The sequence below is a fragment of the Wolbachia endosymbiont (group A) of Pherbina coryleti genome (assembly GCF_964026875.1).
Taxonomy (GTDB): Bacteria; Pseudomonadota; Alphaproteobacteria; order Rickettsiales; family Anaplasmataceae; genus Wolbachia; species Wolbachia pipientis.
The window spans coordinates 1,375,822-1,401,309 of record NZ_OZ034706.1; the positions used below are offsets into that span (position 1 = coordinate 1,375,822).

Below are 25,488 nucleotides of genomic sequence, written 5' to 3' on the forward strand. Positions count from 1 at the left end.
ATAGTAATTAATTTTGGAGTGAATATGCCTGGACCAGTAAATGAAGAACAAACAGTAACATTAATTTCTTCCACATCAATAAGTGAAGATGGCGAGATAACACCAGGAATTTTACCAATACCAGCACTTAGGACAAGTACTCCGAAAAAAAATGATGAAAATACAGCTTTAGAAGCTTTGTTAGAGGAAGAATTTAAAGAGAAAAAAAACAGCAATGCTAATTCAAGAGATCCGTTAACTCTTGAGACTCAAGTATCACCTCCTTCCCTAGAAGAAACAAAAGGTGAAGAAACTCATGTTGACGTGCCACAAAATTCAACTCTAAGCAGATCACCTTCTCAAGAGACAGTATTTATTCCACCTTGGAATAGTGAAATATTAGAAGATTTACAAAGAACTAACAGCTCAAGTATACCTCCAACTGGCTCACTACCATCATACACAAGCGCAGCAGATGGCTCTAAAAAGTCTTTGCTTACAAATAGTAAATTTAACATAAATGACGATGCAATTTTAAAAAATAAAAAAACAAACAGATTCTTGCCAAGAGCAAAGTATGCCATGCAGCAGAAGGGTTTTATAATTTTTGGTGCAAGTGCTATTATACTCAGTATATCTGCAGCTTTATTATATTTACAAGATAAAGCAAAATTTATTGCATTTTTTACAAACAGCCCAAAATATATCACTATACCAGTTATCGCACTTGCTGCATTGCTTGCAATTGGTCCAATATTTTTTGCAACAAGGCAATTTATAGATACTGAAGAACATTCCATTCAAAAAAAAGATGCGGATAAAATTTTAGCTGAGGTGTTGGAGCACCAGCCAAAAGATAAAGCTATAAAATCTGTAAGACTGGAATATAGCAATGGCACTCATTCAAATTTTGTACTTAATGCTTGGGAAGCTAAACAAGGCTTCACTAACATTGACGAAAAAGTAATTACTAGAACTAATAAAATAAAATCAGTAATTAACGACAGACCAATATTTACTGCATTATTTACTGGTGTAGTTGCTGCAAATATAGCGTTTCCTCTAGGGCTACTTGCAACACATGGTGTTAATGGTGTACAAAAATTTTACCAAAACCCTTTGACTAATAACATAGGATTATCATTACTTATAGGTTCTGGTATACTTGCATTATCAATTATATGTCTTGGCGTGCATTATTATAGAAAAACAAATTGCACTAACCTTATATATTCTGAAGAAGAGATTGATCCTAAAGATGTTAATGGGAAATTCATTGAGGAAATAAAACGAGAAAGAACAAATGTTCTTGGGGAAAATCACAGTAAAGACGCTAAACGCAGCAGCTTAACGCTTGAGCAAGTTGTGGTTCAATCTCATAATTGTAAGGATATTGTTTATAGTGTCGGTTAATAAAATGCATGATATAGCTAGTGCAGCCCTACGTCATACCGCTGCAGACCGTCATACCGCGATTCATTCGCGGTATCTCTAGATCCCGCTAACACGTAGCGGGATGACGATTGTCAGGGTAGCACCTCCCTCCCCTGTCATCCAAGTAGCTGACTGACCTTACCCAGAAAAAGTGGAGAGAAAGTTTGGAATGTTTTTCACAAAGAGAATGATGAATCAAAATGCTCAGGAATGCAATAGTTAATAGTGACGTTGTTTGTTATAAAAAATTTCTATGTATTCAAATATTGCAGTTCTAGTTTGTTGAGCAGAGTGTTGTGAAGTATCAATAAGTATTTCTCTTTTCAATGAGCTAAAGAAGCTTTCCACAACAGAATTGTCGTAACAACAACCTTTATAACTCATCTATGTTTTTTATGGATAAGAGATATTGATAACCTTGCGAAGTATATTGTGAACCTTGATCACTATGTATAGCCTTTCTTATAATAGTCCGAATGCGATAAGATATGTGTTTATGGCTATAGCAGGCCAGTAGCATATTACGGTCTGTTCGGATTATTGTAAAAAGAGCTATAATAGTAGATTTTTGGCAGGTTTACGCTTGTTAACGGCCATTAATAAAGAGTCCATAACCAATTGTTTATTTATTGAACTGCTCATTAACTACCATGCGTGAATATAGATCGATTATTGTTGCCAAATATAGCCATCCTTCTTTGGTTTTTATATAAGTAATCCCATACTTTATTTGGTTGATCGACAATAAAGTTTTGGTCTAATATATTGGGAGCTACTGTCCGTTTGTTGTTTCTTAATTTTAAATTTTCTTCTCAATATAGCCTGAATACCATTTTTCTGCATAATACTTTGCACTGTTTTTAAGTTGCAACTTTTACCCAAAGCCTTTAATTCAGCATGAATTTTAGGAGCTCCATATCTACATTTAGAAGCTTGATATATTTTTTGAATATCTGCTAATAACTCTTTATTTGCTGATTCTCTACTGCTTATTTTCCTTGTAGTCCACTTATAGTAGCCACTAGCAGAAAACCCTACATAATTCCTGCACTTTATAGTGTTTACTATGCTCTTTTATGAAAAAATATTTTACTCTTTTTGACTGGCCAGGGCTTTTTTTAAAATGTCTCTTTCTCTTGTTACTTTTGCTAACTCTTTCTGTAAATCAAATCTCTCTTTGTCATAAGGTGCTACATCTGGAAATGCATTTGCCGCTGACTTTTTTTCGTTATATTTCTTCATCCATTTTCCTAATACACTATCCCTTATTCCTAGATCTCTTGCTACTTTTGCAACTGGTTGACCTACCTTTCTTTGTTCATTTGCCAGCTTAACAGCTTCCAATTTGAATTCTGCCGTATATTCTCTTGCCATTTCTAATCCTCCAAAATTTTATTTTACCCGAAAAAACTCCTTTCTTTCTCTCCACTTTTTCTGGGTAAGGTCAGTCTGTCCAGGTTCCAAGATCCATACGCGTCAAGTTAAGAGATTGTGAGCAAATTTAGAGAGGTTAAAGTGGATACTCTAGCCCTTCTACGTTTGTCTTTTAATGAAAATCGCGACCAAGTTATAGTGAGTTTTTTAAGAAATGCTTTTAAACTATTAATTTTGGTTAATACTAAAAATAACTCTCTAACCCGCCTTTTTAGCTCAATAAATGCCTTTGTTAAGCTAAGTTCTGTATTCTTTTTCACTTCTGTGCAACCAACTATGCCGTGAAATATAAGAATTGCGCACAATTTAGCATATAGTTCACATAATACTCTGCATGGCTTTCCTTTTAGCTTATCAAGCCTGATATGGCTTTTATACAATTTAAATAATAACTCAATTTGCCACCTTACTCTGTAAATCGTTAATACTTGCTCAGCACTAATTTTATTTTCTGGAACATTAGTTATAAATATTGACCAGTTCAACAATTTTTGATTTCTTTTAGAGGATCTGCGATCTTGCTAATCTATTAGCTTTCCTTCTTCTGCCCATAGACTGTTCTTCAGTTAGTTTCTGACATATAATTCTTACTCTAATTTTTGCTTCTTTTCCTAACAATACCTCGTTTTCTAAAAATAACTTATCCTCTCAACATTCTAATAACTCCATTTTTTGATTTGTTTCTACATCATATATGTTGGTATCGACGACTTATGAAATAAGCTCCTATTTCATTGATTTGTTTAAAAGAACTTGGCACAAAATAACCGAGATCAGATATTAGCAAATCATTGCTTAATATATTACTTAAATGTTTCCTATATCCCTGGTCTGATCTTACCCCCTCCGTTAAATTAAGTTGGTCTATTATCTGATTCATGTAGTCGAAAACTAATTGTAACTTTATTCCAGACTTAGTATTGCTTTCATAGCCACTGTAGCTAGTACCATAACCTTTATACATCTCTTCCATACTGTTAGGTAGAGTAATATAGCTACTGTCCAATAATTTAACACTATTAAATTGCTGTAAGATTTTGCAATCAACTTGCAAGATATTTTTAAAGAGAATCACAGATTCATTATACATCCTTTTCATAAATTCCACTGCTTCTTCAGTAAATCTAAAATCCAAACCTTGTTTTGTTATATCTATCGAGTCCTCGTTTAGTAATTGACACATTGTTTCTACGCTACAATTATCAACTCCTATATTACCCAAGACCATGGCTTTTACGAATGATGAACCTTTTAGCTTTCTCTTTCTTTTTATAAACCTTGTTGTAATTGAGATTTTCTCTGCTTTTTCATTAAAAAATTCTTTGAGCTTTTTTGATAAGCAAGTTATTTTATTCATTGGTTCTCTCACTAAAAGTATATCTGGGAGAACTTATACCTTATTATTCTATCTCTTTCATACCTTTATTTCCTTAACTTGACGCGTATGGGAATGACAGCAGTCCTACGTCATACCGCCGCGGTATTTCCAGATCCCGCTAACACGTAGCGGGATGATGGTTGTCAGGGTGTTGTCCAAGTAGCCTCCTTCTTCTGTTATCCAAGTAGCCTCTTTCTTGTCATCCCAGTGCTCCTTTCTTGTCATCCCAGTGCCCAGACACTGGGATCCAGGAAACTTAACTTTACACCAGGTAATAAGAACTGGATTCCAGCGTCACGCGCTGGAATGACAGCAGTCCTACGTCATACCGCGATTCATTCGCGGTATCTCAGCCGCTAACAAGAGATCCCGCTAACAAGTAGCGGGATGACGGTTGTCGTTCAGCCACAAACATTAAGAAATTTACCAAATGAAAAAAAAGGCAAAAGAAGCCCCGTGGTTATTATCCGCTTTAAAATATTGGCGTTTTTTATGTTTTAAACGCTTGACAAGCGAAATTCAGCTGCTTTTAATTGCAACTAACTTACGCTGCAAACGTTTAAGAAATTTACTAAGCAGAAAAAAAGACAAAGAATCCCCGAGTTAGCTAGTCTTTTACTATCTCTGTCGAGTATTGGCATTTTTTGATGTCTTGTAACGCTTTATAAGCGCGTTCAGCTTATTTAGATAAAAATCTAGATGTAGATGAAGTTTTGTAAAGACATACAGTATCTATATACTGCAAAAAATTGAACATAAGACGCCGATACATTAAGTAATCCTTACCTTTTAATCTGCAGATTGGCGAAAGCAAATACAATAGCTTCAGTTTCATGATAAGGGGGCTAGCGGAGTTTGTCAAGGGATTTTTGACGAAATGATTTTGAAAGCAAAGAGCGGGAGAAGGGGTTCGAACCCTCGACCTCAACCTTGGCAAGGTTGCGCTCTACCAACTGAGCTACTCCCGCAATTAAATTAACCTAAATTTACTTAATTATAGGCATATACAGCGATTTGTAAACCCCGTGTACATGAAAAATGTGAGAGCCCATAAATTTGCGTGGTTCCTTCTATGATCTTTTCGTATACTTAAGGCTCATTTTTGATTATCATAAGTTTTTAATTATTCCACAAAGCTTTATGGGAATATTTTTATATAAAGACGACTTGCCAGCTAGTTCAATACCAGATGATGTAAGGTCTATAGCTGTTGATACCGAGGCAATGGGGCTACTTCATAGCAGAGATAGATTATGCCTTGTGCAGCTCTCTTTTAATGATGGCAACGCTCACTTAGTTCAACTCAAGAACGATTATACAGCGCCAAATTTGAGAAAAATATTAGAGGATAAAAATATAACTAAAATATTTCACTTCGCGCGATTTGATGTGAGCATAATACGTTATTACTTGGAAACTTGGGCACTTCCGTGCTATTGCACAAAGATAGCTTCACGTTTAGTTCGCACTTACACAGATAATCATAGCTTAAAAGAGTTGTGCTTAGAGCTGCTTGATACCAAACTAAATAAGCAGCAGCAATCTTCTGATTGGGGAAATGAAAATTTAACAGACAAACAAAAAAGTTATGCTGCATCTGATGTTTTGTATCTCCACAGGATAAAGGAAAAGCTAGACTTAATGCTGGAACGTGAAAATAGAAAAGAATTGGCCCAAAAGTGCTTTGAATTTCTTCCTACTCGTATTGAGTTAGACTTAATGGGTTGGGAAAACGTGGATATCTTTAACCACCAGATGTAATAGAAGTTTTTTGTTTGTGCAAAACACTTTAGGGCAATTTTTCAAGCTCTGCGGTAAGAATTTAGTTGATTAACTGCTAATAGATACGCTATATTTTACAAAAATTTAGGTATTTTATGAGTGATGATATTACATCGGTAAATGATCAAAATTTCAAATCTGAAGTCACTGACTATAAAGGGTTCGTGCTGGTAGATTTTTGGGCAGAATGGTGTGGGCCATGCAAAAGTCTAATGCCACGTATAGAACAATTGGCTAAGGATAGAAAAGGCAAGATTAAGATCTGCAAATTCGACATAGATGAAGGGACTGAAGTGCCAAGTAAGTATGGAGTGCAATCTATACCCACTTTAATCATATTTCAAGATGGTAAGGAAATTGCACGCAAAATTGGTGCAACAAATGATTTGTCAAGTTGGGTTGATAGTGAAATAAGCTAATAGACAAATTTGCTTTTGTGTGTATTATAAATATTGATAAAAGGGATTGTAGCTCAGTCGGTTAGAGCAGTTCGCTCATAACGAATTGGCCGTAGGTTCGAGTCCTACCAATCCCACCATTGTATTGATCTTAGCATGATCGTAACAATGAGAAAACTATAGTATATGAACTATATATTAATGTAATGGGGGAAATGATGGAATTTACTAAGTCTCTAAATAACAAGTTAGATGAATTGCACTTACTAAATCATCCATTTTACCAGTCATGGAATACAGGAAGCTTAAGCTTGCAAGCTTTACAAACCTATGCTAAAGAATATTATCACTACGTTGCTGCGTTTCCTCGTTACATCAGTGGTATACATTTTTTGTGCCCAGATCTAAAAATGCGACAGGTTTTACTTGGTAATTTAATAGAAGAGGAACAAGGTGATGAAAATCATCCAGAATTATGGCAACGTTTTGCTGAAGGGCTTGGCGTTGCGCGATCTGATCTTCGTGAAAGTGCACAGATTAAAGAGACACAGGAGTTAGTTGATGGTTACTTTGATATTGTAAGATCAGGTTTTGCGGCAGGTCTTGGAGCCTTGTACGCTTACGAACGTCAAACTCCAGAGGTTTCCAAGTCTAAAATTGAAGGTTTAAAAAAACACTATTCAATAAGTGATGAGCGTTCTCTTCAATTTTTTACGGTCCATATGCATGCTGATGAATGGCATTCTGAGGAATGTGCAAATCTTATTGAAGATCTAGATGAAAAAGAGCAAGATAAAGTTATGCAGGGTGCTCAAAAGGGAGCAAGGCTCTTGTGGGGTTTTCTTGATGGAATGATGAATGCTAGCGTGTGTTAGTAGTTGTAAGTAGCTTAAACTCAGTGATGTTGGAATGCAATGTCTGCATGTAATCTTCTTATATCTGACTTACGGCTTTGGGTTCATTTAGGCTATAGTGCAGAAGAGAAGTATCATTCTCAATTAGTTAGTGTTAATATTGATTTTACCTTTAAATCCCCCCCTTTAGGACTTACAACTGACCGGCTTGAGGATACTATATGCTACTTGGAGGTAGTTCAGAGTATTCAATCTCTCGTTCAAAGCAAGCAATTCAACTTAATCGAGCATTTAACTCATGATATATACAGGACCATTAATAACCTTGTGATGCAAAAAAAGCTTATTATTTCTTCTATAGGCGTAACTATTCACAAAGTTGCACCACCTGTCCCCAGTGTGCATGGAGGTGTTTTCTTTACTTATCGTAATGCGTTGCAAGAATGATTTACATTTCTATTGGCTCAAATATGGGGAATCGCTTTTCCCATTTACAAAAGGCTGCTCAGTTACTGCAGGAACGCTATTTTAAAAATTTAAAATCTTCAATTATTCTGGAAACTAAGGCTATTTTACCAAATGATGCTTCACCTGGGTGGGACAGGCCATTTCTAAATATGGTTGTGTATGGAAGTTGTTCTTCTTCTCCTGAAGAGCTGTTAAAGGGCCTTAAACAAATTGAATGTGACATTGGCCGTCTGCAGGTCTATGAAAAATGGGCACCTCGCGTTATTGATTTGGATATTTTGTTATGGGATGACCTGACACTTGATACACCCTACCTTAAGATTCCTCACCCAGAATTGATAAACAGACCATTTTTGCTTCACTTGATGACAATGCTGAACCCTATGGCAGTAGTTAACAAAACGTTTGGTACTGTTAACCCTAACCATACGCGTCAAGTTAAGGAAATATCGTGAAATATAGCAACATTTGAGATGGGCATTTTATTTGTTACATTTATTTTTTTAGGGAGTTCTTATCTAGAAGAAGATAATTTTTTCAGAAGAATCTATAAATTAATAACTTTATTACTTAATATATAAAATAGTTTTTTCGTTTCCTTTCTTCCTTATACCACTTTTCCTTAACTTGACGCGTATGAGATCAAGCAACCAAGCAGGCACTGCGGCTGTTATCAGATGGTGCAAGCATAGTTGAACTTGGTGCTCAATCAACAAGACCTGGCTCCTCAATACAAACTCCAAAAGCAGAATATGCACGCTTAAAACCAGTGCTTGATAATCTCAATCAGTATATGAAAGTTGGTGACATTAAAGTCAGCATTGATAGTTTCTGGCCAGATGTTATTTTGAATGTTTTGGAGCACTACAACATTGCCTGGGTAAACGATCAGAAGGGAGATCTAGATGATAATACCTTAAAAGCGATTGCTAGCAGTGGATGTAGTATCGTTATTATGCATTCACTCTCCATACCACCACATAGTGACAACATTATCCCAAGTGACATTGATCCAATTGATACCATAAATAATTGGGCAGAAAGGAACATTAATAGATTACTAGCTCTAGGTTTTGATCAAAGCTCGATCATTATTGATCCTGGTATTGGTTTTGGCAAATCTATGTACCAGAATATCCAGATTTTACGCAGTATAGAAACGTTACAAAATTTTGGCTGCAAAGTTCTGGTTGGCCATTCTAGAAAGTCATTTATTTCTTCTTTTTCTACAGAACCTGTCTTTAACCGAGATTTAGAAACAATTGCTACATCATCTGTATTACACAACAAGGTTGATTTCCTTCGAGTGCATAATGTGCGTGATCACATGCGATTTTTTGTAGCTCAAGCTGCTTTACAGGGATGATAGTTATCGGAATTATGGCTGTTGATCCCAAGGGGGTAATTGGAATAAATAATGGATTGCCCTGGCATTATCCAAGTGAGTTAGATCATTTTCGTCAGGTGACTGACAAACAAGTTATTGTTATGGGGAGAAAGACATTTGAAACTATGCCTCAAGACATATTAGGGAATCGTATCCCTGTTGTTTTTTCTCGTGACAAATTAAATTCTTGTTTTAACAGAGGAGTAAAATGCACTATTATTTCTTCTATGCAAGAGTTTTTGTCAATCCAAAGTAATTCTAAAGTCTTCATGATTGGTGGAGCACAAATAGCGCATCTTTTTTTGGAGTATGATCTAATCTCAGAATTTATCATAACAGAAATTCACAAACCCTATAAAGGTGATGTATATTTCAACTTAACACTTCTTGATGGATGGCATAAAACTATTCTCACCAAAACGAAAGATTATACTATATGTAGGCTAATACGTTAATATGCATGTTAAAGCAATTTATACCCACCGCATTGAATGTGGGGAAGTATTAGAGCAGGTTCTTGATCGCTATGTTTCAGAGTTGCTAGGAGAGGAAGTTGTTCTTGCTATCACATCAAAAATCATTTCTATTTGTCAAAAACAAGTGGTTTGCAAAACTGCTTGTTCTAAAGAAGAGCTAATCAAAAGAGAAGCTGATGCAATTGTTGATGTAGACCATAATTCTTACGGCATCTATTTAACAATCAAAGACAATATCTTAATTCCATCTGCTGGTATTGATGAATCAAATGGTAATGAAATGTATATTTTATACCCAAAGGATGTTCAGAAAACAGCTCTATCAATATGGAACTATCTCAAGACAAAACACTGCATAAAACATCTTGGTATTTTGATTACAGATAGTAACATAACACCTATGCGCCTTGGGGTTACGGGCGTTGCTCTTGGTTGGTGTGGATTTGAACCATTTTATTCCTATATAGGCAAGCCAGATCTTTATGATCAACCACTGCAAGTAACACAAGTCAATCTTCTTGATGCGCTGGCAACGTCTGCTGTTTTAGTTATGGGAGAAGGGGCGGAGCAAACACCAATGGCAATAATTAGTGGCGCACCAAAGATTCACTTTCTTACTCGTCTGCCAACTACAGAAGAAGAAAAAAGTGTGAAGATATCTATGGAAGAGGACCTTTACTCTCCTCTCCTCATGCGAGCCCGCTGGTTAAAGAGTTAAAGAGGAACTTAAAAATTTGCTATTAGACTTCTTATACCAATTCCCGCTACACAAGTAACGGATAGACAATAATAGAAAAAAAGCCATACTGAAGTAAGTAAAGTAGCGAGGTTTAAATGGCATTAAGATCAAAATTATTGGATGAAAAAGTGGTGGAATCAGCAAAAGAAATGCTGAAGAAAGTAAGAAATAACGCATATGTTGCAAAAAAACTAAATGCTGTAATTGCAGCAAAAAAGCACAGTATAACAGCCGTAGCAAAGATATGCTGCATTTCAAGAAAGGCACTTACTGCATGACCTAAAATTTGGCAGAGAAGAAAAATTATTTGCTCCGCCTCAACGCCGTAGAAAAACTATATTGAATCAAAGTCAACGTGAACAAGTTGAGGTGTGGATAGAGGAAAACCCCAATATTACTATAAAAGAAATGAAAATAAGAATTCAAGAAAAGTTTGGTTTGAATATCAGCAAATCTACAGTACACCGTAATATGCAAAGAATGAAATTCTCATATATCACACCAAGACCAGTGCATAACAGACAAGATAAAAGTAAACAAGAGGAATTTAAAAAAAAATCTTAATGAAACTATTGTCATGTATCCTGAAAAAGAGCTATTTTTCTTCGATGAATCGCGGTTTGGCACACATTCAAAGATTGGACACGGGTGGTTTAAAAAAGGCATTAGGACACAGGTTAAGGTAAAACTAGGTAGGCAAAATTTTTATCTCTATAGTGCAGTTAATCCCAGAAATGGAGAAAGTTCTAGCTCAAACGTCAATACTGATTGTATGAATATATTCCTTGAGCAGATGTCACAATATTTAGGAACAAGGGAGGCATTTCTTATCATGGATTGTGCTAGTTGGCATAAGTCAAAAAATTTAAAAGTACCTAAAAATATCGACATTATATACCTACCACCATACTCACCTGACCTCAATCCTGTTGAGAGGTTTTGGTTATATATAAAACAGAACATTTTGCGTAACAAAATCTACGACACAATTGCTTTGCTTGAGAGCGCTTTGTGCAAATTTATTACCTCTCTTTCTCACTCCACAATTAAAAAACTCTGCAATGCCGCTTATTTGATTCACTAGTAATGAGAATTGGTATTACATAACCATATAACATTGGGAATAGAAACAAAAAACTTGCTTGACACCCTTCGCCAGCCCCCTTATCATAAAACTGAAGCTATTGTATTTGCTTTCGCCAATCTGCAGATTAAAAGGTAAGGATTACTTAATGTATCGGCGTCTTATGTTTAATTTTTTGCAGTACATAGATACTGTATGTCTTTACAAAACTTCATCTACATCTAGATTTTTATCTAAATAAGCTGAACGCGCTTATAAAGCGTTACAAGACATCAAAAAATGCCAATACTCGACAGAGATAGTAAAAGACTAGCTAACTCGCGGATTCTTTGTCTTTTTTTCTGCTTAGTAAACTTCTTAAATATTTGCAGCGTAAGTTAGTTGCAATTAAAAGCAGCTTAATCTTGCTTGTCAAGCGTTTAAAACATAAAAAACGCCAATATTTTAAAGCGGATAATAACCCCAGGGCTTCTTTTGCCTTTTTTTTCATTTGGTAAATTTCTTAACGTTTGTAGCTAAACGACAACCGTCATCCCGCTACGTGTTAGCGGCTAAGAGATACCGCGGCGGTATGACGGTTTGCGGCGGCATGACCTCGTCATTCCCCTACGTGTTAGCGGGATCTAGAGATACCGTGACGGTATGACGGTTCGCGCGGTGGCATGACCTCGTCATCCCGCTACGTGTTAGCGGGATCTATGCTTTGAGATACCGCGAATGAATCGCGGTATGATATAGGGAACCCTTTCTTGGGTTAGCTATAGATTTACTTCGCATATTCAGCTAATTTTTATTACAATTACAACAAAATAATTTTGGCTTTGATGAAAACTGTATATGTATGTCAATTCTGTGGTCATAGCACTGGTAGGTGGGTAGGGAAGTGCATTGCATGTGACAATTGGGATACAATTGTTGAGGAAATAGCAGTAAAAACGGGCAAAAGAAGTATATCTGCGCCAATTTTAATAAAGACGTTATCGGGTAGCGAAATTATCACTCCAAGTCGTTTTCTAACAGGAATAGAAGAATTAGATAGAGTTTTTGGTGGGGGTATCGTTCAAGGTGCTAGCATTTTAATTGGAGGCGAACCTGGTATTGGAAAATCCACCCTTTTGCTTAGAATTGCAGCTAATGTTGTGCAACTTTCCTCTTTTGAATGTCTTTATGTATCTGGCGAGGAATCTTTAGAGCAAGTGAGTCTCAGAGCAAAGCGTCTTAAGATAAATGAACCTAAAATTAAGCTTTTGTCTACAGTGTCTTTAACTGATGTAGTAGCAACAATAAAGGAAAACAAAAGTATTAAATTCTTAGTAATTGACTCTATACAAACAATGTATGATAGCAGAATTACATCAGCACCAGGCACTGTAACTCAGGTCCGCACTTGCGCTCATGAATTAACCATTCTTGCGAAACAATATGGTGTTTCTCTTTTAATAGTTGGTCATATAACTAAGGATGGACAAATAGCTGGACCTAAAACTTTGGAGCATATGGTGGATACGGTATTATATTTTGAAGGTGAAAATAGCAATCAATACCGCATTTTACGCACTATTAAAAATAGATTTGGCCCTGCAAATGAAATTGGTGTTTTTGAGATGTCTGAAGCAGGACTTGTGCCTGTTGATAACCCATCATCATTGTTTCTGATGGCCCATGACAGAGAAGTAGTTGGCAGCGCCGTATTTGCAGGAATTGAAGGTTCAAGACCAATTTTAATGGAAGTTCAAGCGTTAATAGCAGGAACTAATATGGCAACCCCAAGAAGGGCAGTAGTTGGGTGGGATATTAATAGATTGGCTATGATCATCGCGGTGCTAAATGCTCGTTGCAAAATGTTTTTGCATGATAAAGAGGTATACCTAAACATTGCAGGGGGACTCAAAATACAGGAACCATCGGCTGATCTTGCTGTTGCTGCTTCCCTTATTTCAAGTGTAGTAAATTTACCGCTGCCAACTTCTTCAATAATCTGCGGTGAAGTTGCACTTTCAGGAGAAATTAGGAATGTCTCGCATGCTGATCTCAGACTAAAAGAAGCACAAAAGTTAGGATTCAAAAAAGCAATTATGCCTAAAAATGGTAATTACTCTTCTCACGATATTGAGATAATTAAGCTTGGTCACGTAAGGGAATTAAGAGAAATTTTTAATTACAATTAAATAACGCTTCAGCAAATTCTTTGCTAGTAAACTCCCTTAAGTCCTCTATACTTTCGCCAATTCCTATAGCATGTAACTTTATCTTATAAGCTTCTGCAAGTCCAATTACCACTCCGCCCTTAGCAGTGCCATCTAACTTTGTTACGATTAGCCCGGTAACATTAACCATTTTGCTAAATGCTTCTAATTGGCTATAAGCATTTTGGCCGGTAGTTGCATCAAGAACTAAAATAACGTCATGAGGGGCAGTATCATCCAATTTCTTTATCGTTCTATATATTTTTGATAACTCCTCCATAAGGTTCACATTATTTTGCAGCCTTCCTGCTGTGTCAATTAGAACAACATCAATGTTATCTTTTATAGCTTGACTTACAGCTCTATATGCCACACTTGCAGAGTCGCTACCATACTCTCCAGTAACAATCAAGCAATCAGAACGTTCTGCCCAAATGTTTAATTGCTCACTAGCAGCAGCTCTAAATGTGTCGCATGCAACAAGCATAACGGATTTTCCCATTTCCTTATATTTATATGCAAGCTTACCTATAGTTGTGGTTTTACCGTTACCGTTTACTCCACATACCATTATTATATGTGGTTTTTTATTTAAAATTAACGGCTGTACAACTGGGCTCAATATAGCTTCTATTTCGTTCATTAACTGCTGTGTGATAATGTTATGTTCAACTTCCTTGTCAAATTTGATGCTTGTGAGCCTGTCAATAATTAATTTGGAAGTTTTATGACCAATGTCCATGCTAATTAGCAATTCTTCTAGCTCATCTAAAAGCGACTGATCTAATTTTTTTTTGTCAGAGAAAATACTTTTCACCCCGTCGCTAAAGCGAGAAGAAGTTTTTAACAGGCCTTTATAAAGATTACCAAATAAACTCAAGGGAATACTCCTTTTAAATTATAAACTTAACGACAACATAGAGACGCTGGTTGTAAAGAAATACACGTATTATGTGTATTTGTAAAGTTAAATAGTCGTTTTACGGGAATTTTGAAAGTAAAATTCCCGTGATACTAGTGTATTTTACTTTAGTTTTTAACCTAAATATGTTATAATGTAGAATAGCGGTTTACAGGTAATTTTATGAGTTATAATGAGAAAATTTTAGATCATTACGAAAATCCAAGGAATGTTGGCTCTCTGGATAAAAATGATCCAAGTGTTGGCACTGGTTTAGTTGGTGCACCATCGTGCGGTGATGTAATGAAATTGCAGATAAAGGTCAATGACAAAGGTGTTATTGAAGATGCAAAATTTAAAACTTTTGGCTGCGGTTCTGCCATTGCTTCAAGTTCCTTGTTAACAGAGATGATAAAGGGAAGAACCATCAGTGACGTTACACAGATAAAGAATACTCAAATAGTGGAAGAATTGTCTTTACCTCCAGTGAAGATACACTGTTCGGTACTTGCTGAAGATGCTATAAAAGCCGCTATTCATGATTATCAAAGTAAGCAAAAGAATTAAGAAGCATGAGTGAATATCAAGAAGTAGGCGGAGGTGAAACTGTAAAAAAGAATAAAAAACTTATCACTATAACTGCGGAAGCAGTAGAAAGGATAAGGTATTTATTGGACCAAAAGAAGCATACTAACCTTGAGAAACCGGAAGAAGCAATAGGAATAAGAGTGCTAATTAAGCAAAAAGGATGTTCTGGTTTAAAATATGATATTGAATATGCATATGATACTCGTCCTTTAGAGTCGGTAATTGAAGAAAACTGTAGTGATGGCCAAAAAGTTAAAGTGTTGATCGACCCAAAATCCGTCATGTTTATTCTTGGCTCTGAAATGGATTATGTAGAAGAAAAATTTTCATCGGGTTTTGTTTTCAAAAATCCTAATGAGAAAGGAAAATGTGGTTGTGGAGAGAGTTTTCATGTCTAGCAACTATTTTGCATTGTTTGAAATTGAACCAGCTTTCAATATCAGCTTTGATGAGTTAGAGAAAAAATATATTGAGCTAAGCAGGACTGATATAAATGAAAGACAGTCCCAAAACATGGAAAATATTAACAGAGCTTATCAGATACTAAAGTCACCGCTAAAACGTGCTGAGCATTTGCTGGATTTTTTTAATGTGAAAAGCCAAAAGGACCACTTAAATTCTGAAATATTAAGTGAATCAATGGAAATAAGAGAGTACTTACTAGACTGCGACGATCTACAATTTGCAAGCAGGATGATTGATGAAAAAATAAAAGATTGCGTTAAAAACCTAATTAACACTTTTGCTGTAAAGAATTTTGATAGAGCTGCTACACAAGTCTTAAGATTGAAATATTTATATAAGTCATTTGAGGAGGTGAAGAAAAATGCAACCAATTCAAATTTCTGAACCAAATTCAAATGAAGTAGTTTTTGGTATAGACCTTGGCACCACCAATTCTTTGATTGCTATGGTGAATAAAGCTGGCAACGTGGAGATATTTAAAGATGAACAAGGAAGAGAACTGCTGCCTTCTGCTCTTTCATATGAAAATAATACATTGAAAACTGGCTACGATGTCGGTCAAAATGCAATCTACTCAATAAAGCGTTTAATGGGTAAAAGTGTTGAAGAATTAAATAAAGAAGGCGTCAATTTTGAAATAGATCATGAAAGCGAAAAAGTTATTAGAATAAAATGCGCAGAGGAAAAGTATCTGACTCCTGTTGAGATTTCTGCTGAGATATTAAAAGCTTTACGTGAGAGGGTAAAAAAGTCTAAGGGGCTGGAAGTAAAAAAAGCAGTGATTACTGTGCCAGCTTACTTTGACGATTCAGCACGTAACGCAACTAAATATGCGGCAAAATTAGCTGGCATAGAAGTTCTTCGCCTCGTTAACGAGCCAACCGCTGCAGCGCTTTCTTACTCCATTGAAAAGAACAATAGCAGTGGAATATATGCAGTGTATGACCTTGGTGGCGGAACGTTCGATATTTCGATATTGAAATTGCACCAAGGAGTGTTTCAAGTCCTTGCGGTTGGTGGTGACACCAACCTCGGCGGTGATGATTTTGATCATTTGCTGAGTTCAATTGTGATTGATAAGTATAGAGAAAAGACGGCTAAGCAACTAAATTCCTTACTTATCGAATCACGCTCTGTGAAAGAGTACCTAAGCAATCACACTATAGGTATCTTCGAATTTAATGTTAACGGCAAGCCATTTGAGTGCGAAATTACCAGAGAAGAATTCGAGCAGGCAATCAGTTCTTTGGTCAATAAGACTATCAATATAGTCACTCGTACTATAAGTGATATAGATCTTAAAATTGATGATATAAAAGGAGTAATTTTAGTTGGTGGTGCAACTAGAACACCATTGGTTCAAAATTCACTAGTCAAACTCTTTGGAAATAAAGTACTAAATGACGTGGATCCAGATAAAGCAGTTGCCATTGGGGCAGCTCTGCAGGCTCATGATTTAACTTCGAGCTCAAAAGATAGGAATATTCTCCTGGATGTTTTACCTCTATCACTTGGCATAGAAACTATGGGAGGCATAGTTGAAAAAATCATACCAAGAAATACGCCACTGCCAGTTTCAGAAACAAAAGAGTTTACAACTTATATTGATGGGCAAACAGCAATGAAAATTCATGTTTGTCAGGGAGAACGTGAAATGATAGAGGATAACAAATCTCTAGCGCAGTTTGAACTAAAAGGTATACCGCCACTGCCTGCAGGTTCTGCAAGAGTTGAAATAGAATTTACAGTTAACGTTGACGGAATCTTGACTGTTACTGCAAGAGAAAAAACTACTGGAATTGAGCAGACAGTTAAAGTAAATTCAAGTTTTGGCTTGAGTGAAGCTGATGTTCAAAATATGGTTAACCAGTCAATAAACAGTTTTGACGAAGATATGAAGGCTCGTTCCCTTGCAGGTGCTAAAATTAATGGAAATAAACTCATACACTTGGTTGAAAACAATAATAACCTTTCCACTGATCAAAAGTTGAAAAACCTATTACAAAATGCAAAAAACGCTTTACAAGGCAATGACTTGAATGAAATTAACAACACTATCGCCGAGTTAGAAAATTCTTCTTTAGAGTTGTGTGAATTAACAAATAGGTAGAAAAAGCTTACACAACCTTGTGCAATACCCTATTTAATCTCAAAGCAACAGGTAACCTGAAATTAAATGGTAACCAATCGACCTTTCCTAATTTAAATGATAAACCAACTATGCTTACACGCCCAATGATATTTTCCATTGGTACAAAACCAACTTCAGGAAACCTACTATCTAAAGAATTATTTCTATTGTCTCCCATAACGAAAAATTGATCGTTAGGTACATAATAAACCGGAGTGTTATATGATAGCTTATTAGAAATGTCATCTACCAAAATCTCATGTTCCTTGCCACTTAAAAGCGTTTCTATATATCTTGGTATGTTACGATTTGACTCATAATCAAAAAAACTTTCAATTTGCCTTCGCTCTACTTTCTGATCATTTAGGTATAATTCTCCCTCTATCATTTGCACTTTGTCACCTGGTGTTCCTATTACTCGCTTAACAAACCTGATGCTGTCATTTCTTGTGGGTTTGAAAACTACTATGTCGCCACGCTTTGGAGGGGTATAAAAAATCCTGCCGCTAAAAATGTTTGGAGAAAATGGAAATGAGTGTTTACTGTAACCGTATGAATATTTACTAGTAAAAATGTAATCCCCTTCAAGTAGGGTGCTTTTCATTGAACCAGAAGGTATATGAAATGGCTCGAATAAAAAACTACGTATTGACAGCGCAATCAACAGTAAAAAAAACAATGAAGATAAAAATCTTCCCGTTCTTATCACCCAGTTTTTGCTTAGTTCTTCCAACTTTGTTTTTCTTATAGATTAAGCTTATTATAATACATAAATTAAAAAATGGTAATATGAAATTTTACTTGTGAATGTTATTCCTCTATTCAAAACGATTTTGAAAAGGCGGTTCATTTCTTTCAACGGTGTCATCCAAGTAGCGTGACACATAACTGTACGAACATTGCAATTTGCAGGTGGCAGATGAAAGTAGCTGATGCACATCTGTACGAACATTTGCTTTTGTTAAGGTAATATGGTGTTATGAAAGTAGCTGACACTGGAATGGCTTTGTTGCATCGCTACTTATGAAAGGCTAACTATAGTTAGGATTATAAGCAACCTATTGAAAATCTTGTTTTTTTGCAATCAATCTGATCAAATTTAAGAATAGTAATTTGTTATTTATATTAATAAATTTAATTCTATTGAAAATAGCTAAAGCATTGAAATTCTTGAATTTTAGCCGGATTGGTAAATGGTAGTGAAATTTCTTTTACTCAAATTTAGGTATTCATTGACCGTTGACTGCTAGTACAACATTGCATAATTCTATTATGCCTATTTTGATCAAAATTTGCAAGACTTTTTATGCGAAACACTATATACAAGTGATTGTGATTGATTTCAATTTGATGAATTAACATTCTAATAATATTTTGCTTAGTCTGCCAATCTACCAGATCAAGTTTTGATTCAACACTTGAGGAAAAGTTTTTCAAGCTATCTGTAACAAGGCTCAATTCTTGTTGTAATTTCTTTTGATCAAGTACTTTTTCTTTTTCCTCCTCAATTTCTTTCAAATGCTGTTTCATTGTTGTAATTCTTGGTTCAAATTCTTCTTGGCTTATAAACCCTTTAGCATAGCTATCAATAAATTTTTTGATACTTAATCTTAACTTACTTTCTTGCTTTTCACGTGTTTGATTATGTAAAGGTTTTTTGTTCTCTGATAATCTACGTTGATATTCATTTGCAATCCTATCTGGCTCTTTCAAGATACTCTTGACTTCTTCCCATATAACTCCATCTAATATATCAGTGCGTATTGATTTATTATCGCAGATTTTATTGCCATTGAATTTGCTAGAGTTTGTACCAGAGCAACGATAGTAATAATATGTCGACTTTTTATGAACGTGGTTTGTACCACAATAAGTATAGCCTTTCTTATAATAGTCCGAATGCGATAAGATATGTGTTTATGGCTATAGCAGGCCAGTAGCATATTACGGTCTGTTCGGATTATTGTAAAAAGAGCTATAGTTCACATATAGCCTTTCTTATAATAGTCCGAATGCGATAAGATATGTGTTTATGGCTATAGCAGGCCAGTAGCATATTACGGTCTGTTCGGATTATTGTAAAAAGAGCTATATATTGACAACGTTGACATACCATTAAACCTTGCAATAAATATGTTTCTCTTCTTTGTCGTACTCTTGCTCTTTGTCTATTTTCAGCTAATTGTGTTTGCACTGAATCAAATAAATTTTCATTGATTATTTTTGGTACTGGAATATAAGTCCAGTTCTCTTTATCACTATTAAAGCGACCACTTTTAAGTTTACCACAAGTTCCTTTTTTTGATTTTTTTACTTGTGGTTTTGAGCATGTTCTAGTTTTACCATAAGCTGCTTGTCCTATATAAGCAGGATTTTTTAACATGTTCCAAATAGTGCTCCTTTTCCAATACCTTTTTCCTGTTCGTGTTATTACCGGTATCTTATTCAGTTCATTTACAACTTCTCCTATACTTGCTCTTTCTTGGCCAACCCGACTAAATATTTTACGCACTATATTTGCCTCTTCTTCATCAACCTCAAATTGAGCACTTCCTTCACCTACATGTTTTGCTATGTAGCGATAACCGTAAGGCGCCCTACCCATCACACTTATACACCCAGCTTTGGCCGCATGAAGTTTACCTCTACGGTTTCGTTCCATAATCTTTGCACGTTCATACTCTGCTATTGCTCCCTGAATCTGTAGAAATAAATGGGAATCAGGATTATCATCAAACTTATGATTCAAAAATACTATTTCAGATCCAGCCTTTTTAAACTCTTCGAGTAAGATCATTTGATATGAAAATTTACGTGATAGCCGATCAGGTGAATGAATGTATATCTTATCAATCTTACCTTCTGCTACTCTATCACGTAAACTCTCTAAGCCAGGACGTTCTAAATTTGATCCACTGTAACCATTATCGATGAACCTATGCTCATCTAACAATTCATGTCCATCACTACTAATGCGACGCTCCAATTCTACAATCTGACTCTCTATCGTATTCTCCTGTGCCTGTTGTCTTGATGAAACTCTTGCATACAAGCTTACGGTTGTCATTTTCTTTCACCTCCTTTATTTTATATTTCAATAATTGTTCATAAGCATCTGCCAAATATGTATCCGCCAACCTATGAGGTTCATAACGGCAATTAATAGTTAATTCCCCTTTTTGCATGTTTTTCTTCCTGTGAAATTTTTTATAGGTTAGGAGACTTCTATTAAACTAAACCAATGCACACCTTATTTAAGAAAGCTATCTAGTTTACACAAATTCTCCCTAATTAAATATACAAGATTTGAAAAAATTATGTCCAAAAAATCTTTGCTTGAATTATCATATTATGTATAATATAGCTTATTTTATGTAATATGAATGTTCATCCAAGCCATGAATTTTGGGAAAGCGATTTAGAAGTTCCTGTTAACCTTTTATTAGATCGTTTTCAGGATTCTAATATACGTCAATCTTGGTTAGATTCCCTTTCTGGTAAACAACTGAGCATCATTTTTCAGCATTGCTTTAAAAATCATTTGAATGGGCAACTTTTTCAGGACGGAGATTATGATGATAGATCCACTCAGCAAAAACGTAAGATACTTACCAGTTATTCTGACTCTCTTTTCAACTATTTTCTCATTAGCTACTTTGATCGTACAAAACTTGAGGCTACAGTTAGTGAAGTAGCAAGATTTGCTCTGACTGAGAAGTTAATGAGATCGTACCTGATAAAAAATAATACTAAGTATGACAAAAGATCATTATTGTTTTTACTGTTTCACATAAATTGCAAACTTTTAAAATCTGTTTATCACTTTGATAAAGTGCAAAAGAAAGGTTTCGTATCGTTTGCTCTACAGAAATCACCAAGACAAATAAATACTTCATTCAAGGAATTTATGTCACGAGAAGCCGTAGAGCAGATACTAAAGTTTGAAAACCAATTGCAGGGTTTTTTTCATCACCAAGACCGAATATATATGTTTATAAGGCGAGGAAGTGACATGGATTTACTACTTAATTCAAACAAGGTTGTTCATGGCCATAAACCTGAGTGGATGATTTTAGATTTTTCGCTTGATGGTACAAAGGTTAATCTCTGTGCTAAAAATACTAATAAAGCTGTAGAAATAGCAAATAGCATTATAAGTGGGTATTTTAACTGCGAATGTACTTTTGTAAATATACAAGATAAGAACTTTCCACTACAAGTGCACAAGTTTCTTCAAACATGTATAGAGGGTTCTGACCCTAATATTTGTATATTTGAGTTAAATTTTAAGTCAGATTATTTTAAAAATAGCAATACATATCTTACTCTAACCGTAAAGCCATATGATCCTATTGCACCAGAGTTACATATTTTGAAGCCATCTATTGGCAACGTACTACAATCTATTCAATCAGCTAAAGTAATGTTCCAAAACAAAAAGGTAACATTTTCTTTCAAAGCAAGTGGGGAAATTTATTATTCAGAGCATCCGCTCAATAAAAAAGAAAGAGAGGACCTGAAGAAACATATGGAACAATCTTATGGTCTTAAAATCCTTTCACGAGCAAATTGCTGATCTTTTAAGTTCAAATAGTTCTTGGGTCAATCCAAGTCAAAATCACATTAAAGCAGCAAGATACTTATTTGATCTTGGATTGATAAAAATGCAAAAAAGGTACTATATTGTTTGCTCTCGTGAAAAAGATCATCTTGATTGGCCAAATGTAATTGATCCAAGTTGTAGCAATGAGATTTTCATCGATTCAGACTTTGATGAAGCATGTGATGATGCTATTTGTGAAAACTGTTCTCGTCATATTTTACCTAATACTTATCAAAAACAGAGATTTCATCTCTTATCCATATACTTAAATATAGAGAGAATCATAGAATGGTTTGAAATAAAGTTGAATGATTCAAGACTTATGTGGGAAAAAGTGGAAAAAGGAGTTTATTATGTTTGTAATCAAGGTCGTACTGTAAATCTAATAATCCTTGATTTTTGTACTGATGCAATATTTCTAACTATAGATAAACTTAGAGTCCATCCAACAGTTCTCATTACTCTAAAAAAAGATATACCGAATCTATTATTGAGCCTATATGTAGTGCGAATGGTAGAACTTTTTTGTCAGCTTAAGACTTTAACTGAGATATTTCAAGAAGCAGCTAAAAGAGGAGTACCAGAGGTAGTAGAAAATACTTCTTTGCAAGTTTTACCAGCTTCATATATTTCGCTTAAACGTGTTGAACCAATTATACCAACAAAGCTTTTGGAGTTACAGGTAGTTATAGCCTTTCTTATAATAGTCCGAATGCGATAAGATATGTGTTTATGGCTATAGCAGGCCAGTAGCATATTACGGTCTGTTCGGATTATTGTAAAAAGAGCTATAAAGGTATGGTATATGTTAATAGCGTTGAAGTTATAAATAAAAAAGCTGTGTCATGTCTTAATATTTTTCGAATATTGTTCAAGCAATTTTTACATGACTGTGAAAAAGAATTACCACCTGAAAAACATACACTTCTCAATATTAATCAGTTAGAAAAACTCTTGGGACTTAGTTTAGAAGCAGATTTAGAACATCAAATCAGAAAACCATTAAATAAAATGCAAAGAACAATCAAAACTACACTTGCTGAGAGATTAGGATTAAGTATTGAACGTGATGATGTGATACAAACCCTTGGTTGGCAAAGATCATCACATGGTTATCGGATTAACCCTTTTACTTTGACTATAAAAAAATAGAATTTCCTGATTTTAAAAATTTTCAGCTCCATGAGTAAATTTTCCAACTCCACGTGCAAATGGTCCTGTTTTTACATCAAGCCATTTATCTTCTTTTGAACCATTAGCCATTCCTTTAACTATTTGCTTTGCTTGTAAAAGCTCTTGAACTATACGCTCTAGTCTATCCCTTCCCATACTATGAAAAACTTCAGGCAGTCTATGTCGTTGTTTATGTATTCCTGCACTTCCTGTGTGAGTAAATGGATGTCCTGAAATAGCAGCTCGCGCAATTGAATCAATAAGATATATTTTAAGATCCTTATCACTAGTATTTTGAGCTTTTAATTGTTCAGTGATGTCTTCTAATAGCCCTGTTTCTTCATTTCTTAGGTAAGTGCGTATGGTACGATCAGCCAGGCCATTTGCCTTAACAACAGCTCCATAAAATAGTGCATTTTGTCTTGGGATTTTTCCAATTGACCTAAAAATCATTGGTTTAGTCATATCTTCAACAGGCCAAAAAGCAAAAGAACACCTGACTCCATTTACGAGAGCAGAAGTGCCTCGAATAGCATCTCGTGCTTGCTCTACGGTTGATATAGGTTTTTCTCCCTTTAATTTCCTCATATGATGTGCAGTAATGATTGAAGCCCCAGTGCTGCACGCTAAATCAGATAACAAACACATGAGATAATCCCCTACTGCTGGATCAGCATTTAAATCTGCATGAATGAAAGAAGCAAGGGGATCAAATATAATGAGCTTTAAATCCTTTATTCTGCTCAGCTGCTTCATTACCGACTCAAATTCTGGAGAGATTTCTACAACTTTACCGCGAACGTTCTTAAGTATGGTAAGAGATCCTCCGATGTTTGGTAATGGTACAATAAATAGCCTACCTTTATATTTCAATCTCTCGCATTTTGGATCAAGTCGTTCTAAGCGACGATGTATTTCATTTGTATCATCCTCCGCAGAAAATACCACCACAGATCCATGTTCAGTAACAAGTGGACCAAATCCGCATACCTGATCTATGCTACCTGCAACCTTGAGGGCTAGGTCAAGAAGTAGCATACCTTTGCCTGTATCTCCCATTGCAGCCAAAATGGAGGTTACACCCAAAGGAAATAATCCTTCAACCAAGAATCTTTGCTTTGGTACTGGGCCTACAAAACGCTCTACGCTCCAGCTAAAAATATCAAGTGGTGGTTTAATAATTATTTTTCTTGAGTTTTTTTCGATAAATTCTTCAATATTTATTCCCTCTAACACACAATCAGCAGCATCCCAACTCTTTGGTTTATTCGGTGGAATCTTAAGCGTAGCAAGTGATGCAACACCAAGTTCTAAAAGTCTCTTTTCAGCGTTTTTGGTATATTTATTACCTGCTTCATCGTTGTCTGGCCAAATAATAATATGCTTGCCCTTAAGCGGAGTCCAATCTGTTTTATCAATAGGCGCATTTGCTCCAAACATTGCTGTTGTTGCAGTTATTCCTTTCTCTATAAGTGCTTCTGCGCATTTTTCTCCTTCAACCAGAACAACCTTATCAGATTTTAAAATACCTGGAATGTTGTAGAGTGGCCTTATTTCTGGCTCTTTGAATCTTTGTTTTTTAACATCAAATGGTTTAAACTGTTTTTTCTCTAAAGGAGGATCATAACGGTAGACTATTACAATCAATTGGTTATTTTCATCGTAGTAGTTCCAACTACAAGTTAAGTATTGTTCTAAATTTCTCTGTTCTTTGAAGTTGGTTTTTCCAAGCCATTCACTTATTGAGAGCATTACTTCAGGAAACTCTATTCTCGCATTCTTCCCGTGTACCGTTGCCCAAAGATCAATAATGTCACCACCTTCTCCAGTTGCAAAATCTTTCCATAATCCGGCTCTTTCGCCTGTTAACTCTATTACAGTACTTTTGCCCTTGTTACCCTGTACATCACCTACATAAAACTTATCACCACGAAATGTCCCTCTTGGTAAAAGATGAAAAAGACAAGATCTGATGTTTTGCAAAAGCTGAGTTTTTAGCTCTAGCATAGTGTCGGTTTTTGTGGATAA

Annotated in this window: 26 protein-coding genes, 2 tRNA genes and 4 pseudogenes; 18 read left to right on the forward strand and 14 right to left on the reverse strand. The window is 35.4% G+C overall.

All coding sequences use genetic code 11. The annotated features are described in order from the left end of the window. The first annotated feature begins 24 nt into the window (after window positions 1–24). Window positions 25–1,392: a hypothetical protein gene (locus AAGD87_RS06870; RefSeq protein ID WP_341817537.1), complete on the forward strand. Its 1,368-nt coding sequence runs from the start codon at window positions 25–27 to the stop codon at window positions 1,390–1,392. A 240-nt stretch (window positions 1,393–1,632) separates the two neighbouring features. Here the strand turns inward: AAGD87_RS06870 and AAGD87_RS07920 are convergent, their stop codons facing one another. The 5 genes and pseudogenes from AAGD87_RS07920 to AAGD87_RS06885 form a co-directional block, all read right to left on the reverse strand. Then, window positions 1,633–1,797, reverse strand: a complete 165-nt coding sequence (locus AAGD87_RS07920; RefSeq protein WP_264329637.1) for an IS3 family transposase — start codon at window positions 1,795–1,797, stop codon at window positions 1,633–1,635. Beyond that, window positions 1,787–1,933 (reverse strand): hypothetical protein, encoded by a 147-nt coding sequence (locus AAGD87_RS06875; RefSeq protein ID WP_341817538.1) that lies wholly within the window; start codon window positions 1,931–1,933, stop codon window positions 1,787–1,789. Before AAGD87_RS06875 ends, AAGD87_RS07920 begins: the two co-directional genes overlap by 11 nt. A gap of 206 nt (window positions 1,934–2,139) precedes the next feature. After that, entirely contained in the window at window positions 2,140–2,481 is a 342-nt protein-coding gene (locus AAGD87_RS07925) for an IS3 family transposase (protein WP_095866567.1), read from the reverse strand. 21 nt (window positions 2,482–2,502) lie between these two features. After that, the gene (locus AAGD87_RS06880; RefSeq protein ID WP_038198869.1) at window positions 2,503–2,787 is read right to left on the reverse strand and encodes a transposase; all 285 of its coding nucleotides are present in this window, start codon (window positions 2,785–2,787) and stop codon (window positions 2,503–2,505) included. Between the two features lie 107 nt (window positions 2,788–2,894). Next, a pseudogene (locus AAGD87_RS06885) lies at window positions 2,895–4,204 on the reverse strand (IS4 family transposase). 451 nt (window positions 4,205–4,655) lie between these two features. Between AAGD87_RS06885 and AAGD87_RS06890 the strand changes: the two are divergent. Next, window positions 4,656–4,832, forward strand: coding sequence for a hypothetical protein (locus AAGD87_RS06890; RefSeq protein ID WP_179945715.1), 177 nt, complete (start codon window positions 4,656–4,658; stop codon window positions 4,830–4,832). 288 nt (window positions 4,833–5,120) lie between these two features. On the opposite strand, the gene AAGD87_RS06895 is transcribed toward AAGD87_RS06890, so the two are convergent. After that, a tRNA-Gly gene (locus AAGD87_RS06895) sits at window positions 5,121–5,193 on the reverse strand. 172 nt (window positions 5,194–5,365) lie between these two features. Between AAGD87_RS06895 and AAGD87_RS06900 the strand changes: the two genes are divergently transcribed. The 9 genes and pseudogenes from AAGD87_RS06900 (at window position 5,366) to AAGD87_RS06945 (ending at window position 11,413) form a co-directional block, all read left to right on the forward strand. Then, the gene (locus AAGD87_RS06900) at window positions 5,366–5,986 is read left to right on the forward strand and encodes a ribonuclease D (protein WP_015589270.1); all 621 of its coding nucleotides are present in this window, start codon (window positions 5,366–5,368) and stop codon (window positions 5,984–5,986) included. 116 nt (window positions 5,987–6,102) lie between these two features. Next, window positions 6,103–6,426 carry a thioredoxin gene (trxA, locus tag AAGD87_RS06905; protein ID WP_007548839.1) on the forward strand — a complete coding sequence of 108 codons (324 nt, stop codon included), beginning with the start codon at window positions 6,103–6,105 and terminating at the stop codon, window positions 6,424–6,426. A 42-nt stretch (window positions 6,427–6,468) separates the two neighbouring features. After that, a tRNA-Ile gene (locus AAGD87_RS06910) sits at window positions 6,469–6,545 on the forward strand. 78 nt (window positions 6,546–6,623) lie between these two features. After that, window positions 6,624–7,280: a CADD family putative folate metabolism protein gene (locus tag AAGD87_RS06915; RefSeq protein ID WP_341817805.1), complete on the forward strand. Its 657-nt coding sequence runs from the start codon at window positions 6,624–6,626 to the stop codon at window positions 7,278–7,280. Between the two features lie 39 nt (window positions 7,281–7,319). Next, complete coding sequence (locus tag AAGD87_RS06920) at window positions 7,320–7,706, forward strand: dihydroneopterin aldolase (protein ID WP_007548841.1); 387 nt, start codon at window positions 7,320–7,322, stop codon at window positions 7,704–7,706. Beyond that, window positions 7,703–9,093 (forward strand): annotated as a pseudogene (gene folP / locus AAGD87_RS07930) (dihydropteroate synthase). Before AAGD87_RS06920 ends, folP begins: the two are co-directional and overlap by 4 nt. Beyond that, complete coding sequence (locus tag AAGD87_RS06935) at window positions 9,090–9,569, forward strand: dihydrofolate reductase (protein ID WP_264339633.1); 480 nt, start codon at window positions 9,090–9,092, stop codon at window positions 9,567–9,569. The pseudogene folP and the gene AAGD87_RS06935 overlap by 4 nt, the downstream one beginning before the upstream one ends. A 1-nt stretch (window position 9,570) precedes the next feature. After that, the gene (locus AAGD87_RS06940; protein WP_015589264.1) at window positions 9,571–10,308 is read left to right on the forward strand and encodes a putative folate metabolism gamma-glutamate ligase; all 738 of its coding nucleotides are present in this window, start codon (window positions 9,571–9,573) and stop codon (window positions 10,306–10,308) included. A 116-nt stretch (window positions 10,309–10,424) separates the two neighbouring features. Then, a pseudogene (locus AAGD87_RS06945) lies at window positions 10,425–11,413 on the forward strand (IS630 family transposase). A 313-nt stretch (window positions 11,414–11,726) separates the two neighbouring features. Here AAGD87_RS06945 and AAGD87_RS06950 read toward each other — a convergent pair. Beyond that, window positions 11,727–11,903 (reverse strand): hypothetical protein, encoded by a 177-nt coding sequence (locus tag AAGD87_RS06950; RefSeq protein ID WP_341817540.1) that lies wholly within the window; start codon window positions 11,901–11,903, stop codon window positions 11,727–11,729. 334 nt (window positions 11,904–12,237) lie between these two features. On the opposite strand from AAGD87_RS06950, the gene radA reads away from it, so the two are divergent. After that, a complete protein-coding gene (gene radA, locus AAGD87_RS06955) occupies window positions 12,238–13,581 on the forward strand; it encodes a DNA repair protein RadA (protein WP_264339631.1) in 1,344 nt (447 codons plus the stop codon). Here radA and ftsY read toward each other — a convergent pair. Continuing rightward, a complete protein-coding gene (gene ftsY / locus AAGD87_RS06960) occupies window positions 13,568–14,479 on the reverse strand; it encodes a signal recognition particle-docking protein FtsY (RefSeq protein ID WP_264339630.1) in 912 nt (303 codons plus the stop codon). The genes radA and ftsY overlap by 14 nt on opposite strands. A 204-nt stretch (window positions 14,480–14,683) precedes the next feature. Between ftsY and iscU the strand changes: the two genes are divergently transcribed. Genes iscU through hscA form a run of 4 tightly spaced genes read left to right on the forward strand, consistent with a single transcriptional unit; the run spans window position 14,684 to window position 17,663 of the window. Continuing rightward, entirely contained in the window at window positions 14,684–15,067 is a 384-nt protein-coding gene (gene iscU, locus AAGD87_RS06965; RefSeq protein WP_151808025.1) for a Fe-S cluster assembly scaffold IscU, read from the forward strand. 5 nt (window positions 15,068–15,072) lie between these two features. Beyond that, complete coding sequence (locus AAGD87_RS06970; protein ID WP_182309603.1) at window positions 15,073–15,486, forward strand: HesB/IscA family protein; 414 nt, start codon at window positions 15,073–15,075, stop codon at window positions 15,484–15,486. Further along, on the forward strand, window positions 15,479–15,937 hold the full coding sequence (locus tag AAGD87_RS06975) for an iron-sulfur cluster co-chaperone HscB C-terminal domain-containing protein (RefSeq protein WP_182309602.1): 459 nt from the start codon (window positions 15,479–15,481) through the stop codon (window positions 15,935–15,937). Before AAGD87_RS06970 ends, AAGD87_RS06975 begins: the two co-directional genes overlap by 8 nt. Further along, window positions 15,915–17,663 carry a Fe-S protein assembly chaperone HscA gene (gene hscA / locus AAGD87_RS06980; RefSeq protein ID WP_265024067.1) on the forward strand — a complete coding sequence of 583 codons (1,749 nt, stop codon included), beginning with the start codon at window positions 15,915–15,917 and terminating at the stop codon, window positions 17,661–17,663. Before AAGD87_RS06975 ends, hscA begins: the two co-directional genes overlap by 23 nt. Window positions 17,664–17,670: 7 nt before the next feature. Here the strand turns inward: hscA and lepB are convergent, their stop codons facing one another. From lepB to AAGD87_RS07000, 4 genes and pseudogenes are all read right to left on the reverse strand, one after another. Then, the gene (gene lepB / locus AAGD87_RS06985; RefSeq protein ID WP_010962911.1) at window positions 17,671–18,417 is read right to left on the reverse strand and encodes a signal peptidase I; all 747 of its coding nucleotides are present in this window, start codon (window positions 18,415–18,417) and stop codon (window positions 17,671–17,673) included. A 488-nt stretch (window positions 18,418–18,905) separates the two neighbouring features. Then, window positions 18,906–19,397: a hypothetical protein gene (locus AAGD87_RS06990; RefSeq protein WP_341817541.1), complete on the reverse strand. Its 492-nt coding sequence runs from the start codon at window positions 19,395–19,397 to the stop codon at window positions 18,906–18,908. A gap of 66 nt (window positions 19,398–19,463) precedes the next feature. Beyond that, a pseudogene (locus tag AAGD87_RS06995) lies at window positions 19,464–19,595 on the reverse strand (hypothetical protein); the annotation flags it as partial. A 64-nt stretch (window positions 19,596–19,659) separates the two neighbouring features. Further along, window positions 19,660–20,751: a recombinase family protein gene (locus AAGD87_RS07000; RefSeq protein WP_341817542.1), complete on the reverse strand. Its 1,092-nt coding sequence runs from the start codon at window positions 20,749–20,751 to the stop codon at window positions 19,660–19,662. A 312-nt stretch (window positions 20,752–21,063) separates the two neighbouring features. Between AAGD87_RS07000 and AAGD87_RS07005 the strand changes: the two genes are divergently transcribed. Continuing rightward, on the forward strand, window positions 21,064–22,260 hold the full coding sequence (locus AAGD87_RS07005) for a hypothetical protein (RefSeq protein ID WP_341817543.1): 1,197 nt from the start codon (window positions 21,064–21,066) through the stop codon (window positions 22,258–22,260). A gap of 582 nt (window positions 22,261–22,842) precedes the next feature. On the opposite strand, the gene AAGD87_RS07010 is transcribed toward AAGD87_RS07005, so the two are convergent. Continuing rightward, a complete protein-coding gene (locus tag AAGD87_RS07010; RefSeq protein ID WP_341817544.1) occupies window positions 22,843–23,043 on the reverse strand; it encodes a hypothetical protein in 201 nt (66 codons plus the stop codon). A 42-nt stretch (window positions 23,044–23,085) separates the two neighbouring features. On the opposite strand from AAGD87_RS07010, the gene AAGD87_RS07015 reads away from it, so the two are divergent. Next, window positions 23,086–23,439 (forward strand): hypothetical protein, encoded by a 354-nt coding sequence (locus AAGD87_RS07015; protein WP_341817545.1) that lies wholly within the window; start codon window positions 23,086–23,088, stop codon window positions 23,437–23,439. A 12-nt stretch (window positions 23,440–23,451) separates the two neighbouring features. Here the strand turns inward: AAGD87_RS07015 and AAGD87_RS07020 are convergent, their stop codons facing one another. Then, the gene (locus AAGD87_RS07020) at window positions 23,452–25,467 is read right to left on the reverse strand and encodes an AAA family ATPase (protein WP_341817546.1); all 2,016 of its coding nucleotides are present in this window, start codon (window positions 25,465–25,467) and stop codon (window positions 23,452–23,454) included. Window positions 25,468–25,488: the final 21 nt, after the last annotated feature.